The organism is Desulfonatronum lacustre DSM 10312 (assembly GCF_000519265.1).
In the GTDB taxonomy this organism is placed as follows: Bacteria; Desulfobacterota; Desulfovibrionia; order Desulfovibrionales; family Desulfonatronaceae; genus Desulfonatronum; species Desulfonatronum lacustre.
Genome location: NZ_KI912608.1, coordinates 1,669,831 through 1,685,213, shown reverse-complemented (window position 1 = coordinate 1,685,213; position 15,383 = coordinate 1,669,831). Strand labels below are relative to the sequence as shown.

The following is a 15,383-nucleotide window of genomic DNA, read 5'->3' as shown; positions in this document are numbered from 1 at the left end:
ACTTATGAAGAGAACCTCCTGGCGTGTTCTTCCGGGGCCGCGTCCGATGGTCGTCCTGGCTTTTGTTTTGACGGTCGGGTTGTTGTTCAGTTGGTGGTCCGTGCGCACTGCCGATCGGATGATGCGCGAGGACTTGTTGCGCCAGGCCCGGTTGGTGACCCAGGCTTTGAAGCCGGACTGGGTGAGAAGCCTCTCCGGGGATCGGTCCGACCTGGAAACGACCCAGTACGCCCGGCTCAAAGAGCACCTGTGGCTGACCAAGTTGGTCGACCACCGTTGGGAATGGCTCTACCTGATGGGCCGCCACGATGACGGAACGGCCTTTTTTTTTGTGGATTCCGAACCGGACACGGACTGGGAGCCCTCCCTGCCCGGGCAGGTCTACGAGGAAGCCACGGACGAACTCCTGAGCATGTTTGACACGGGCCGAGCTTTGATGGAGGGACCGGAAACCGACCGCTGGGGGACTTGGGTCAGCGCTCTGGTTCCCCTGATTGATCCGGCTGACGGCACGTTGCTGGCCGTGACGGGCATCGACGTGGAGGCCGGGGACTGGCGGTGGTCCGCGATGCGGGCCGGAATTTTTCCGGCTGTGATGACCCTGGTTCTGGCCGCCGTGTTGATGATCGGATATATGCTGCTGGCCGCTCGTCGGGAGCGGGAGGCCGAAGCCCGGAAAGCCGGGCTCCCTCTGGAAGCCGTGCTGACCGTACTCGTCGGACTCATCCTGACCGTGGCCGTCTCCCGGACCCTGCACCGAGCCGAATATCGAAACCATTTCAAGACTTTTTCCTTGCTGGCCGACGTCAAGTCGGCCAATATTCTCGACAATTTCCAGTATCTTACCGAAAGCGAAAGTCCCGGCTTGGCCTCCCTGCTTGAACTCGTCGACGCGGAGTCCCTGGTTCAAGGCGCGTTGGACGCGGATTCCGGGGCCGGCGGCGAGTCCCTGACGTTCATCAACTTTTATCAACTGCATCCGGACCAGGGCAAAATATTGCTGGGAACCACCGCGGAGCACGGCGGTTCGCGACGGTACGCCTCTTTCGCCCTGACCAGGCCGGTGATGGCCTTTGACAAGACTTACGCCCTGGAGGTCCGTCCGACCCGGGTCTTTGAGAGGCTCAATCCGATCATGGTCGGCTGGCTGGCGGCCCTGTCCGGTTTGATGATGACCGGGGCCGTCGGGTTGGTGGTGGGCGTAATGGTCCATCGCCGCGAACAGCTCCAGCGACTGATCACCGAGCGGACCCAAGCCTTGCGGGACAGTCGCAACCAATTCCAGTCCCTGGTCGACAATATTCCCGGCGCCACCTACCGTCGGGATGCCGGAAAGGGACGCGCCTTGCTGTTCGTCAGCGATCCCGTCGAGGCGATCATCGGCTTTTCGGCGCGAGATTTTTTAGGTCCGAGTCCCGCTCTGAACCATCGGGACGTCATCCATCCCGACGACCTGGAATATGTCGTCCGGTCCGTGGCCCAGGCCGTCGCCGACGGCGTTCCGTGGGAAGTGGAGTACCGGGTGCTGCATCGTGACGGGGGCGAACGTTGGGTCTACGAAAAAGGCGGTGAGGTTCGGGACGCGCAAGGGCGGACCGTTTTTCTGGATGGATTCATTCTGGATGTCACGGATCGTCGAAAAGTCGAAGAGAAAATGTTGGATTCGGCCCGGAAGCTGACCCGTAAGAACCTTGAGTTGGATGCCGCTCTGGCCCAGGCCGAGGAAGCGACACGGGCCAAGAGTCAGTTTCTGGCCAATATGAGCCATGAAATCCGGACCCCGCTGAACGCGATCATGGGCATGGCCGAGCTTGCGCGGGGCAAGGGGAGCACGGTTCCTCCGCAACTGGCCCTGCGGACCATCTCCGGAGAGGTCGAAGCGTTGATGGGCATCATCAATGACATTCTGGACTTCTCCAAGATCGAAGCCGGGCATCTTGAGTTGGAATCGACGGTCTTTGATTTGCGGGCCGTGTTCCGTCAGGTGGAGGAGTCCCTGGCCGTGCTGGCCCGGCGTAAAGGGCTGCGGTTCACCTCTCGCGTCACCCCGGAAATCCCCTCGTCCCTGTTGGGAGACGCGGGCCGGTTGCGCCAAGTATTGCTGAATCTTGGCGGGAACGCGATCAAGTTCACCCATGCCGGGGAAGTGTCGATTTCCGCGGACTTGTTGGAGATTCGCGACGACACGGCTCGGGTTCGATTTGAGGTCCGGGACACGGGCATCGGAATTCCGGTGCACAAACACGCCCATATTTTCGAAAGTTTCACTCAGGTGGACGGCTCCACGACACGGGAATACGGCGGAACGGGCCTGGGGTTGGCCATTTGCAAGCGATTCGTGGAATTAATGGGCGGAATTATCTTCCTGGAAAGCGTGGAGAACCAGGGCAGCACCTTCAGCTTTGTCCTGGAGCTCCAAAAGCCTTTCGAATTGGACGCACCCACGCCACGAAAGGATACGGAATCTCCGCCCGGCGTCATGACCGTTCCAACATCCAGCACGTCCCAGGGCCGGATTCTCCTGGTGGAGGACTACCCCACCAATCGGCAAGTGGCTCTGCACCACCTGTACGGAGCGGGCTACGTCGTGGACGTGGCTGAAAACGGCCTCCAGGCCGTCCGGGCCTTTCAAAAGAAGCCGTACGATTTGATCCTGATGGACGTGCAAATGCCGATCATGGACGGCTGGGACGCGACGAGGGAGATCAGGAAGTTGGAAGAAGAAAATGCTGGGATGCTGGAATCCTGGAATGCTGGAATTGATCAGAAGAGCGACCTTGGCATTTCATATTTCTCCGGCCATGATTCCAGGGAGACGAATTCCGCACAAACTGTATCCCAGCATCCCAACATCCCAACATCCCAGTATTCCAGCATTCCAGCATCCCAGTATCCCAGAATTCCAATCATCGCCATGACCGCCCATGCGGTGGTGGGATATCGGGAGAAGTGCCTGGCTGCGGGGATGGACGATTATTTGACCAAGCCCATGCGGCGGGAGGAGTTGTTGGCCATGGTGGCCAAGTGGATCGGGACGCCCGGGTCGCCGGAGGTGGAGGCAAAGGCTGTCTTGGTTTCCGTTCAGCCTAAAACGACCCTGCCTAGCACGACCCAGCCTGAAACGACCGATTCCAGTGGCGAGCCCATGGATTATCAACGGGCCGTGGAGGAATTCGAAGGGGATGCTGAACTGCTGGAGGAGGTCCTGCAAGGGTTTCTGGACAATGTGGCCCGGCAGATACCGGTGATGGAAGAGGCTCTGGTCTCGGGGGATCACGGAAGCCTGGTCGAGCAGGCCCATGCCATCAAAGGCGGAGCCGCCAATCTGCTGGCGAAGGAACTGGCCGGGGCGGCCAGGGATATGGAACGGATCGGTCGAAGGGAAGAACTGGCCGAAGAACCGGCGAAAGAACGTGCGGACGGTCAAGCGGTCCTGGAACGGTTGCGAGAGGCATATCGCCGGCTCTTGGCGTACGCGGAGAGGAGGATGAAATGAAAAGCCTGGTGGTGGATGATGAACTGGTAAGTCGGAGCAAACTGAAAAAAATCATGGAATCCTTTGGCCCCTGCGATGCGGTTGAAGACGGGGATCAAGCCGTGTTGACCGTGATCAAGGCCTTGAATCTGGGGGAACCCTACGATGTGATCCTGATGGACCTGATGATGCCGGTCATGGACGGCCACGAGGCTCTGAAGCGGATTCGGGCCATTGAGCAGGAACGACGGGTCGAGCCGGGAAAGGAGGCGCGGGTGATCGTGGTTTCCAGCCTGGAGGACCAGAAAAATGTCTGTCAGGCCTTTTTCAAAGGGCTGGCCAGCGTTTACGTAACCAAGCCGGTGAACCGCGAATCCGTGCACACGGCGCTGCGCTCGTTGAACCTGGAATAGCCCGCCGTTCCTCATCACGACACATATATCCAGGGCGTGCTTGGTATCGAAATCGAAATCGGAATCGAAATCGAAATCGGAATTGCCGTTATTCAATGACGTACTTGTTTTTCTCGATTTCGATTTCGATACCGATTTCGATCTGACTCTAAATGTGAAGTCGACCTGATAGTGCATTTTGGAAGCAAAAAGGAATAAGCGACTGGCCGGGCAAGTGAGGAGGAGAGAATGAAGGATCGTTCAGCAATCTTCGGCGGTGTTTGGCGCATGCTGGCCCTGGCCGCATGCTGGTTTTTGGGCCTGGGCCTTGGCGGTTGCACCGAGTCCCCGGAGCGGGAAGCGGCGGTTCAGTCCGAGCACGGGTCGGCCCGACTGGTGCTCTACAATTGGGAGGAGTACCTGGGCCGGGACACGTTGGACCAGTTTCAGCGGGCCACGGGCATAGAGGTGGAACTGCGCACCTATGAGGACGACGAGGAGATGGTCGGCGCGTTGCTGTCCGGTTCGCTGGAGGCGGATTTGATCATTCTCAGCGAAAGCGCGGCCAGTGAGCTGGTCTGGGGCCGGGTTCTCGCGCCGTTGAACAGGGAACTCCTGCCCAATCTGCGCCATGTTGATCCGGAAATCATGGCCAAGCTGCAAATCATGGGGGAAGATTACAAGGCCCCGTACCTGGAGGGTTATACCGGGGTGGTGGTCAACACCCGCCACGTCGACCGGTCTCCGGATTCCTGGTCCGTGCTCTGGGAGCCGAGCCTTGCCGGCCGGGTGGCCATGCTCAACAACCCCTTTGAGGTCATCGGCGCGGCAAGCATGATGCTGGGCCATCCGCTCAATCCCGAGCCGGAGCATCTGGGCGAGGTCCGCGACGCGCTGCTGGCGCAGCGCCCCTTGCTGGCGGGCTATCTGCACGACACGGAGATTCTGAACAAAATGGCCTCCGGAGAGCTTTGGGCCGCGCAGAGTTACAGCAACGACGCGCTGATGGCCCTGGAGGAAAACCCGGACCTGGCCTTCGGGTTTCCTCTGGAAGGCTGCGCGGCCTGGGTGGACGTGTTCGTGGTGCCCGTATTGGCTCGTAACGCGGACGCGGCCCATGCCTTCATCAATTTCGTGCACACCCCGGAAATCATGGCCGAGATCGCCGGTGAACTCTGGTCCGCCACGCCCAATCTGGCGGCTCGGGAATTCATCGACCCCGAGGTCCTGGAATCTCCGGTGGTCCATCCGCCGCAAAGTGTCCGGGATCGATGCACGTATTTCGGTGACTTCGGCTCATCGGAGTCCGTGAGTTCGCGGATGAAGCTCTGGGCCGAGCTGCTGTCCGGGATGTGAGAACAGGATGGCCCTGCGCACCAAGGTTCTGCTTCTTTTTTTGCTGGTCGGCCTGACGCCCCTGGGAATTCTGGGCGGCTTCTCCCTGCTTCGGGTGGATGACGCGGTTCGTTCGTCCACCCAAATGCAGTTGGTGTCCCTGGCCACGGAAGTGGGTCGGGAAATTCACCGGGCCGTGAACGATGCCGGCAACGCCATTTATCTGCTTGCGGAAAATCCCGTGCTCGTCTCGGAGCGGGCGACCATGAACGAATTGGCGGCTGAACTGGGCAAGACGGATCGGTTTTATCCCATGATCCTGGATCTGACGCTGCTGGACCTGGACGGCGAGGTGCGGACCTCGGTCCATCATTCCTACCGCGGCGCCTGGGCCTCCACATCGTGGTTTCAGGGGGCTCGCGATGGAGATCGCCTTGTTTCCAACGTCCATGCCCAACTTCATCCTTACCAGGTGGTGATGACCGTGGCGGTTCCGGTCAGAGAGCTTAAGGACGGTCCCGTCCGGGGCGTTTTGGTCGGCCAGATCGCCATGGAGCGGATCTGGGAGATCGTGAGCCAGGTATCCTTTGGTCCGGAGGGACGGACCCGGCTGGTGGACCATCGAGGGTTGGTGGTGGCTTCCAGCTTTTCGGACGAGGAGGTGCTGCGTCCGTTGCCTTTGACGGACCTGGTCGAGTCGGTGGGTGAAAGGGAGAGTTGGGTGGGCCATATCAACACGGACATGGAAAAAGTGGCCGTGGTAGCCCCCGTGGATGGTGTTTCCCAGGAGCTGATCCAGACCGGCTGGAGCCTCGTCCTGACCCAGCCGACAGCCCGGGCCTACCCCGCCCTGGCCCGGCTGCGCATGGGATTGGGCATGAGCGCGTTGCTCTCCCTGGTTATGGTCGTCATGCTGGCCGCGTTACTCAGCGGGCATGTCAAGCGCCGGATATCGACCCTGGTCCAGGCCACCCGCAGGCTGGGCCAAGGAGTGTTCGACGTTCCGTTGCCCGACCTGGGCCGCGATGAGATTGGCGAACTGGGCCGGGCCTTGAACCGAACCGCGGATGCTCTGGCCGCTTCGGATCAAGAAATCAAGCATTATCAAGCTCACTTGCAGGAGCTGGTGGACAGCCGGACCGCTGATCTTCAGGCGGCCAACGAGTACTTGCGACGGGAAGTGGAGGAACGGCGTCGGGTCGAGGAGGAACGGGAGCGGCTGGGAGAGCAGTTGCGCCAATCCCAGAAGATGGAGGCCGTGGGCACCCTGGCCGGAGGCATTGCCCACGACTTCAACAACATGCTCCAAGCCATTTCCAGCCATGTCCAACTGCTGCGAATGTCCTGCGGCGACGTTTGTCCAACCAATTGCCGGGAGTCCGTCCGAACGGGGTTGAATCGCATCGCTCAGACCGTGAACAGGGCCACGGAACTGGTGCAGCGGTTGCTGACCTTCAGTCGGAGAGGAGAGTCGCGGCGGATACGGCACAACCTGAACGACGATATCCGGGACGTGGTGGCGCTGCTCGGGCGCATCCTGCCGCACACGATCCGGATCGAGATCGATGCCGATCCGAATCTGGCCGACGTTTCCGCGGACCCGGTGCAGATGGAGCAGGTCCTGGTCAATCTGGCCAACAACGCCCGGGACGCCATGCCCGAGGGGGGGGACCTGCGGCTGGAAACCCGGAACGTGGAGTTGAGCCCGGAACAGGCCGCCGCATACCTGGGGCTGTCGCCGGGACCGCATGTCCGGTTGGCCGTGTCCGACACCGGGGCCGGAATGGATGCAACGACGCTGCGACACATTTTCGAACCTTTTTTCACCACCAAGGAAGTGGGCAAAGGCACCGGTCTGGGATTGTCCATGGTCTACGGGATCGTGCGGGATCACGAGGGCATGATTGCCTGCGCCAGCCAAACGGGCAAGGGGACGACTTTCACCATGCTGCTGCCGGCCCTGGAGCCGGTTCGGGACGCCGCCCCGGATAGTCCGGAGGAATCCTTGGGAGGTGCCGAAGCGGATCCGCGGGCCGGGTCCGAGGCGTTCCGAACGTCCTCCGCGGGGGTGAAGATCCTGATGGTGGACGACGAGGAGATGATCCGGGAAGTGACCGCGGAACTGCTGACCGCCCACGGCTACGAGGTCTTCCAGGCCGCGGACGGCCTGGAAGCCCTGGAGGTGCATGCCCGGGAGAGGATCGATCTGGTGATCACGGACGTGGGCATGCCGGGCATGGGCGGCGAGGCCCTGCTGCTGGCGTTGCGGGAGCGGGACCCGAAGGCCAAGGTCATCATATCCAGCGGCTATGTCGGTGTCCGGGACAACGGAGAACTGCGAAAAGCCTCGGGGATGCTCACCAAGCCGTACAAACTGGAGGAATTGCTGGGAATGGTGCGGGGACTGCTGGAGGAGAAGCATGAAGAGGCTGCTCGGCAATCGGACAAAACGGCCTCGCCTGACACCAGTCGGTAACCGGATAAACTTGAACAGTATGCGACTCCAATCCAAAACCCTCGCCTTGTTCGTCGCCTCCGGCGCGATAATCCTGCTGATCGTGGGCGTGGTCCAGTTCATGGCCCTCAAGGAGCGGACCTTCGCGGCCATCGAGTACCAGATGGGCAAGCAGTTGGAGCATCTGGACTTCGCCTTGACCCGGTTCGTCAAGGACGTGGAGAACGACCTGCTGATTCTGGTCGCGGACGCTCGGGTACGCACGCCCCACGACACGGAGTTCACCAGCTTTCTCGACGCGGATGAAGCGACCTTTGAGTACCGGATCGGTTGGCGGGAGCAGGAGATCATCGACCTCTTCCAGACGTTCCGCCATTACCACCCCCACGTCAATTCCGTGTACATGGGCCGCGAGAACGGCAGTTTCGTCCGTTCCCATCCACGGGAGCGGCCCACCCGCTACGATCCCCGGGACCGGCTTTGGTACATGCTGGCCAAAGGGCATCCGGACGCGGTGATGCGCACTCCGCCGTACCGCTCCGTGACCACTCCGGACGTGAACATCGGGGTGGTCACGCCGCTTTTGGACGAGTTCGGGAGATTTTTCGGCGTGGTCGGCGCGGACCTCACCCTGGCCGACCTCACGGATTACGTGACTGCCTTTTCCCTGAGCCACGAAGGACAAACCCTGCTCCTGGACGAGATGGGCATGGTGCTGGCCGCCCCGGACCGGGAAATGCTTTTCGCCAACGTGCGCGAGTTGTTCGCGGACGGCGAACGGCTGGCATTGGCCGAGCCCGGAGCGCATCTGGTGCTGAATGCGGAGGATCGACTCCAGGACCGGCTGCACGCCTACGTCCATCCCTCTCCGGCCACTGGTTGGACTCTGGTGGCCCTGCTTGATGATCGAAAAATCCAGAAGGACATCCGGGATGCCGTGACCGTCAACCTGTGGTTCCTGGGCGCGGCCATCGGCCTGCTGAGCCTGGCTACTCTTGTCGGCCTGTACGCCTCCATTCTCTCTCCGTTGCGGACCCTGACCCGCGGCACCCAGCATGTCCGGGAAAGCGGGGACCTGCGGTACCGGTTCTCCGTCCACAGTCGGGACGAGATTCGGGAACTGGCCGAGGCCTTTAATCAATTGCTCGAGGCCGTGCAGGCAGCCGAAGCTCAGCTCGAAGGGTCCAGGGAGGCCCTGGAACGCGAGCGCAACCTGCTGGACGAGCGGGTCAAGGCGCGGACCCGTGAGTTGGAAGAGTTGAATCAGAGTCTGGTGCGGGAGGTCGACGTGCGGATGCGTGCCGAGGAGGCCGCTGCCGAGGCCAATACGGCAAAAAGTCTGTTTTTGGCCAACATGAGCCACGAGATCCGCACGCCGTTGAACGCCATCCTGGGCTTCACCCAGTTGCTGCTGCGGGATCCGCAGCTCGGGCCGGACCAGCGGCGCTCGGTGCGGACCGTGTATCGAAGCGGCGAGCATTTGTTGCTGTTGCTCAACGACATTCTGGAAATGTCCAAGATCGAAGCCGGGAAGATCGTCCTCAGCGAGGAGGATTTTGATCTGTATGCCCTGGTGGAGGACCTGGAAGCGATGTTTGGAGTCCTGGCCCGGAAAAAAGGGTTGTCCCTGGAGGTCGTTCCGGACCCGGAGCTGCCGCGCTGGGTTCGGGGCGACGAACAGAAGCTGCACCAGGTGCTGAACAATCTGCTGGGCAATGCGGTCAAGTTTACGGATCAAGGCGGGGTGGTGCTCCGGATAACAAGCCGTGCCTCGGAGTCCGCAAAGGATGCAGGGGCCGAGGCGATTGCCCCGGACGCCTTATTGTTGGCCGTGGAAGTGGAGGACACCGGGCCGGGCATTCCGGAAGCAGCGCAACGATCTATCTTTTCCCACTTCGAGCAGCTTGTGCCGGGCAGCGGCATGAAGGGCGGCACCGGCCTCGGTCTGGCCATCGCCAAGGCCTACGTGGAACTGATGGGCGGGGATATCGACGTGCAAAGCCGGGTCGGCCGGGGCAGCACGTTTCGGCTTACTGTCCGGGTCGGCCCGGGAACACCGGGCGCGAGCCGGGCTCGGGAGCGCCAGGGCCGGGTGGCCGTGCTGAAGCCCGGCCAGGGCGAGGTGCGCGTTCTGGTGGTGGACGACAACCAGGCCAACCGGGAAATCCTGGTGCGCATGCTGGAACAGGCCGGATTCACCGTGCGCGAGGCCGCGGACGGCGAGCAGGCCTGCCGGGTCTACGATCAATGGCGACCGGCTCTCGTCCTGCTGGACATGTTCATGCCGGTGATGGACGGGTTCGGGGTTCTGCGGCATATTCAGGACCGGGACGGTCAGGATTCGCCCCCGGTCATCGCGGTCACGGCCAGCGTGCTGATGGCCGAAAAGGAACGGGTTCTGGCCGCCGGGGCCGTGGCGTTCCTGAAAAAGCCGTTCAAGGTCGATGAACTGTTCGGCCTGCTGCGGGAACATCTGGATGTGGAATTTGAGGAGGACGACCAGAGCCCGGACGCTGACACAGTCGGGCCGGGAAGCGGTCCGGGGACGCAAACGGCGGAGCGCCCTTCCGTGAATGCGGAGCAACTTGCCGGTTTGCCGCCGGATTTACTGGAGGTCCTGACCGAGGCGGCCTGGAGTCTGGACATGGACGCTTTGCGGGAGATTTGCACCCGGATCGACCAGGAGCATCCGGATTTGGTCGCGGGGATACTCTATTTGGTGGATAACTATCTATTCGATGAACTGCAACGTCTTTTTGAGCCGGAGAAAGCGTCGTGAACGAATCCGCAGCCTCATCCATCCTGATCGTGGACGATGTCGCGGCCAACCTGCATCTGTTGTCCGGGATGCTCAAGGACCAAGGGTTCAAGGTCCGGCCGGCCACATCCGGAGCCATGGCCCTGGAGGCGGCCCGGCGTCTGCCGCCGGACCTGGTCCTTTTGGACATCAACATGCCGGGCATGGACGGCTTCGAGGTCTGCCGACGGTTGAAGGCGGACCAAGCCTTGGCGGACATCCCGGTGTTGTTCATCAGCGCCCTGGAAGACGCGGCGGACAAGGTCCGGGCTTTCGAAGCGGGAGGTCGGGACTACATCACCAAGCCTTTTCACGTGGAGGAGGTGCTGGCCAGGGTCCGCACTCATCTGGCCCTGCGCCGCGTCCAACATGATCTGACGCAGCGGAACAAGACCCTGCAAAAGACCTTGGATCAGCTCAAAAAGGCCCAGAACCAGCTTGTTTTGTCGGAGAAGATGGCCGCGCTGGGGGTTTTGGCCGCAGGGGTGGCGCATGAAATTAACAATCCGTTGAATTTCGTGAAAAACAGTTGCCATGGGCTGGAAAAAGACATCGCCGATCTGATCGCCCTGGTGGATCATTGCCGCCGGGTCATGACCGGGGAACAGCAGGCCGCGTTGGCGGATTTCGAAAAGCGGATGGACTATTCCACCTTGAGGGAGGAGATTCCCGAACTGCTGGCCCATATTTTTGAAGGATTGTGGCGGGCCGAGGACATCGTGCGCTGCCTGCGCGTCTTTTCCCGTTCAGACGACGCCCGGACCCTGGACATCGATCTCAACGAACTGGTTGATTCCGCGTTGGTCATGCTGCACAATCGCTACAAGACGCAGGTCGACGTATGCAGGGATTTTCATCCATTGCCATCGATTCCAGGCAATTACGGTCACCTCAGCCAAGTGGTGGTCAATCTGCTGAACAACGCTATCGACGCCGTGGAATCTCTGGAGGACCGGGCCCGGCGACGGGTCACCCTGACTACCGAAGTCCGTGACCGCGCGGGCAAGAGTTATGCCGTGCTGCGTGTCGCCGACGCCGGTCCGGGGATTCATCCGGACATCCGGGGTCGGATTTTTGATCCCTTTTTCACCACCAAGTCGGTGGGCAAGGGGACCGGGCTCGGGCTGTACATCTGCGCCAATCTGGCACGGGAACATCACGGCTTCCTGGAGGTTGACGAAGAGGTCGACGAAGAGGTCGCCGAAGGTGCCGCGTTTATGCTGTATTTGCCGATAACTCCGGAGGAAAACTGATGCTGGCCTTGAGCGATTCCGAAAAGCCGATCGTCCTCTACGTGGACGACGAGTCCGAAAATCTGCGCAGTTTCAAGGCGTTGTTTCGGCGCGACTACGACATCCGTCTGGCCGAGTCGGCCCAGGAAGCCCTGAATATCCTGCGCAAAGAGGAGGTTCACGTCCTGGTGACCGACCAGCGAATGCCGGAAATGTCCGGGACGGTCCTGTTGGAGCAGGTGGCTGGTGAATTTCCCAACGTGTTGCGCTACATGCTCACGGGTTACAGCGACTACGACCCGCTGGTGGACGCCATCAATAAGGGCAGGGTCCAGGGATATTTCAACAAGCCGCTGAACCCGCCGGAGTTTTTGGAACGGATCCAAAAGGGGCTGGAGATCATGCTCTTGCGCGAGCGCAACGAGCAACTCCTGGTGGATTTGCGCCGGGCCAAGGAGGTCGCGGAACTGGCCAATCAAGCCAAGGGCGAGTTTCTGGCCAACATGAGCCATGAAATCCGCACGCCGCTGAACGGCGTTATCGGGGCCATGCAGATATTGCTGGACACCAATCTGGATGAGCGCCAGCAGCAGTTCGTGGTCCTGGCTGGAAACAGCGCGGACCGGCTGACGAACCTGCTTTCCGACATCCTGACTCTCTGCGACATGGAAGCCGGTCAGCTGGTTGTCCACTCCAGGGAGTTCCGGGCTCAAAAGCTTCTGGAATCCATGGACGGTCTGTTTGGGCTGGCGGCCAAGGAAAAGGGGCTTGCCCTGACGTCGGCCCTGGATCCCGTTCTGCCGCTGTTTTTGATCGGCGACGAGATCCGGGTGCGTCAGATCCTGTTCAACCTGGTGGGCAACGCCTTGAAATATACGGAGCAGGGCGAAGTGCGACTGGAGATCGCCCTGGACGAGCGGGAGGACGACAAGCGGTGCCGGGTTCGGTTCACCATCGCTGACACGGGCGTCGGTATTCCGGAAAACAAGCTTCAAGACGTCCTGGAACCCTTTCGTCAGGTGGATGGGTCCTATTCCCGGAAACATCAGGGAGCCGGCCTGGGGCTGACCATCGTGCACCGTTTGGTCCGCCTGCTGGGCGGGGAGATCACCATCCGAAGCGTCGTGGACCAGGGAACGACCGTTGACGTGGTCCTGTCGTTTCAGATTTCCGAGAGACAGCTCGAAGAACAGGACATGGACCGGGATGAAGGGGCGGGCGCTTTGCACATTCAATGCTCCTCCTGTTCTCCTCGGAATGTTCGACCCTGAAGCAGGCCCCGGAAACAAGCCCCAAACCAAGACTGGCCCGTCGGCAATCCTCGGCGACATCACAACGAACCGTTTCCTCTCCCGACTTCTGAAATCATGTCCTCCTCATGGCGGGAACAAAACGTCGTCCTGTTGTGGGACGCTTCATCCCGCTCCTGGTTGGGCTTTCGACGGCCCCTGGAAGTGATCCGGGTCACGGATTTCCTTCAGGTTCGGTCTTCTTTGGAATGGATTCAGCGCCTGACGATCGAAAAAGGCCTGTACGCCGCCGGGTTCGTGACCTACGAGGCCGCCCCGGCCTTTGATTCCGCGCTGCGGGTTTGCCCTCGAACCAAGGACGGTCCGCCGCTGCTCTGGTTTGGGATCTACGAGCGGGTTGAGCGGGTCGCGTCCCGTGATGTCTTGGGGGGCGAAGGTCCTGGGTTTGCTTCGTCGGACTGGTCGCCGTCCATTTCCGAATCCGGCTATCGGGAGGCCCTCGGGAGCATCAGGGAGCATTTGCGGGTGGGGGACTGCTACCAGGTCAACTTCACTTTTCGATTGCGAACCGACTTTTCCGTGGATCCCTGGGATTATTTTCGAACCGTCTGCCGGGACCGGCCCCCGGCCCACGCCGCCTTTGTCCGCCTGCCGAACTGGGCGGCATGCAGTTTCTCGCCGGAGCGGTTCTTCGCTCTGGACGGCGAGGAGATCGTTTCCGAGCCGATGAAGGGCACCCGGCCTCGGGGACGGACCCTGGAGGACGATCTGGCCCTGGCCGAGGAGCTGGGCCGGTCGCCCAAGGACCGGGCCGAGAACGTGATGATCACGGACATGGTCCGCAATGATTTGGGCCGGATCGCCGAAACCGGCAGCGTCGAGGTGGACGACTTGTGCCGGGTGGAGAAGCACGCCACGGTCTGGCAGATGGTCTCCACGGTCCGGGCGCGGACAAAGCGTTCGCTGACGGATATCTTCGCGGCCCTTTTCCCTCCGGCCTCCATCACCGGCGCACCCAAGGCCGCCAGCATGAGCATCATCGCCGACCTGGAATCCGACCCTCGCGGGCTCTATACCGGCTGCATCGGATACGTGGGGCCGAAGGCGACGCGTTCAGCCTCTGGAAGCAAGCCGGAACTCCGGGCCGCGTTCAACGTGGCCATCCGCACGGTATTGGTGGACCAGCGTCGGAACCGGGCCGAATACGGTGTCGGCGGAGGGATCGTCTGGGATTCGGACGCCCGGGGCGAGTACGCGGAGTGTCGGACCAAGGCCGAGGTTTTGCATCGGCGGACGCCGGAATTCCGGCTCCTGGAAACCATGCTCTGGACCCCGGAGTACGGGTACGTGCTGTTGGAACGGCACTTGGCCCGGCTGGGCGCTTCGGCCGAGTATTTTGATTTTCCCCTGGACGTGCAGCTGATCCGTGATCGACTGGACGTGCTGTCCGCGGGATTTGGCCAAAAATCACAAATGGTCCGCCTGCTTCTGGACAAGGACGGGGTCGTTGCCCTGGAACATCTCCCCCCGCCATCGCCGTCCTCCGTCCCCCTTCGCGTGACCCTGGCCTCGTCGGCGGTGGATTCCTCGGACATCTTCCTTTACCACAAGACCTCCCATCGCCATATTTACGCCCAGGCCCTGGCCGCGAACCCCGGCTTCGGCGACGTCCTGCTGCAAAACGAGCGCGGCGAACTCACCGAATCCACCCGGGCCAACCTGGCCATCAGCCAGGACGGCGTTCTCTGGACCCCGCCGATCCGATGCGGTTTGCTGGGCGGGACGATGCGGGCCGAAATGGTGGAGCGGGGCGAATTGAAGGAACGAATTCTCCGACCGGAGGACCTGGACGGAGCCGAGCGGGTCGTGCTGCTTAATTCGGTTCGGGGAGTGTATGACGTGGTGGTTTCCGGCGGTCTTTGGACCAACGCCGAGGTATCATGGCATGGGGAGATGGAGAGTTTTTCTCAGAAGCCTGACGATTGAAAACGTCTTATCGAGGTAGGCATGGATCAGCGGCTGGATGACGTTTGCGGCGAGGTGTGCGTCCATGATGACGCGCTGCGGCGGGTGACGAGACGGATGGTTCCGGATGAGACTCTCCTGCGGATGGCCGAGCTGTTCAAGGCCATGGGCGAACCCGCCCGGGTGCGCATCCTGGAGGCCTTGAGCATTTCCGAATTGTGCGTCTGCGACCTGGCCGAGCTGCTGTCCATGAGTTCATCGGCGGTGTCTCACCAGCTGCGCGTGCTGCGCACGGCCCGCATCGTCAAGTATCGCAAGGACGGCAAGAACGTGATCTACAGCCTGGACGACGCGCATATCCTGGGCTTGCTCAAGCAGGCCGAGGAGCATGTGGCGGAATAGCGGGTTGAATTGATGGTCCAGCCTTTGAAGGGAGGGCAACTTTTTCCTTGAACATCTGAACATATTGTCATATGTTCACT

The 15,383-nt window shown here is 61.3% G+C and carries 9 protein-coding genes; all 9 read left to right on the top strand.

Annotated elements, in window-relative coordinates:
* Nucleotides 1-4: 4 nt before the first annotated feature.
* Complete coding sequence (locus DESLA_RS0107915) at nucleotides 5-3,496, top strand: hybrid sensor histidine kinase/response regulator (RefSeq protein WP_035261553.1); 3,492 nt, start codon at nucleotides 5-7, stop codon at nucleotides 3,494-3,496.
* Nucleotides 3,493-3,888, top strand: a complete 396-nt coding sequence (locus DESLA_RS0107910; RefSeq protein WP_028572034.1) for a response regulator — start codon at nucleotides 3,493-3,495, stop codon at nucleotides 3,886-3,888. The genes DESLA_RS0107915 and DESLA_RS0107910 overlap by 4 nt, the downstream gene beginning before the upstream one ends.
* Before the next feature lie 228 nt (nucleotides 3,889-4,116).
* Nucleotides 4,117-5,223, top strand: coding sequence for an ABC transporter substrate-binding protein (locus tag DESLA_RS19410; protein ID WP_035261550.1), 1,107 nt, complete (start codon nucleotides 4,117-4,119; stop codon nucleotides 5,221-5,223).
* A gap of 7 nt (nucleotides 5,224-5,230) precedes the next feature.
* On the top strand, nucleotides 5,231-7,678 hold the full coding sequence (locus DESLA_RS21620; protein ID WP_051434495.1) for a response regulator: 2,448 nt from the start codon (nucleotides 5,231-5,233) through the stop codon (nucleotides 7,676-7,678).
* Between the two features lie 19 nt (nucleotides 7,679-7,697).
* Nucleotides 7,698-10,436 (top strand): hybrid sensor histidine kinase/response regulator, encoded by a 2,739-nt coding sequence (locus tag DESLA_RS0107895; RefSeq protein WP_028572033.1) that lies wholly within the window; start codon nucleotides 7,698-7,700, stop codon nucleotides 10,434-10,436.
* Nucleotides 10,433-11,707 carry a sensor histidine kinase gene (locus DESLA_RS19400; protein WP_035261542.1) on the top strand — a complete coding sequence of 425 codons (1,275 nt, stop codon included), beginning with the start codon at nucleotides 10,433-10,435 and terminating at the stop codon, nucleotides 11,705-11,707. Before DESLA_RS0107895 ends, DESLA_RS19400 begins: the two co-directional genes overlap by 4 nt.
* On the top strand, nucleotides 11,707-12,957 hold the full coding sequence (locus tag DESLA_RS21615) for a hybrid sensor histidine kinase/response regulator (RefSeq protein ID WP_051434494.1): 1,251 nt from the start codon (nucleotides 11,707-11,709) through the stop codon (nucleotides 12,955-12,957). Before DESLA_RS19400 ends, DESLA_RS21615 begins: the two co-directional genes overlap by 1 nt.
* Before the next feature lie 96 nt (nucleotides 12,958-13,053).
* On the top strand, nucleotides 13,054-14,922 hold the full coding sequence (gene pabB, locus DESLA_RS19390; RefSeq protein ID WP_051434493.1) for an aminodeoxychorismate synthase component I: 1,869 nt from the start codon (nucleotides 13,054-13,056) through the stop codon (nucleotides 14,920-14,922).
* Between the two features lie 21 nt (nucleotides 14,923-14,943).
* Nucleotides 14,944-15,303 (top strand): ArsR/SmtB family transcription factor, encoded by a 360-nt coding sequence (locus DESLA_RS0107875; RefSeq protein ID WP_028572032.1) that lies wholly within the window; start codon nucleotides 14,944-14,946, stop codon nucleotides 15,301-15,303.
* Nucleotides 15,304-15,383 lie beyond the last annotated feature (80 nt).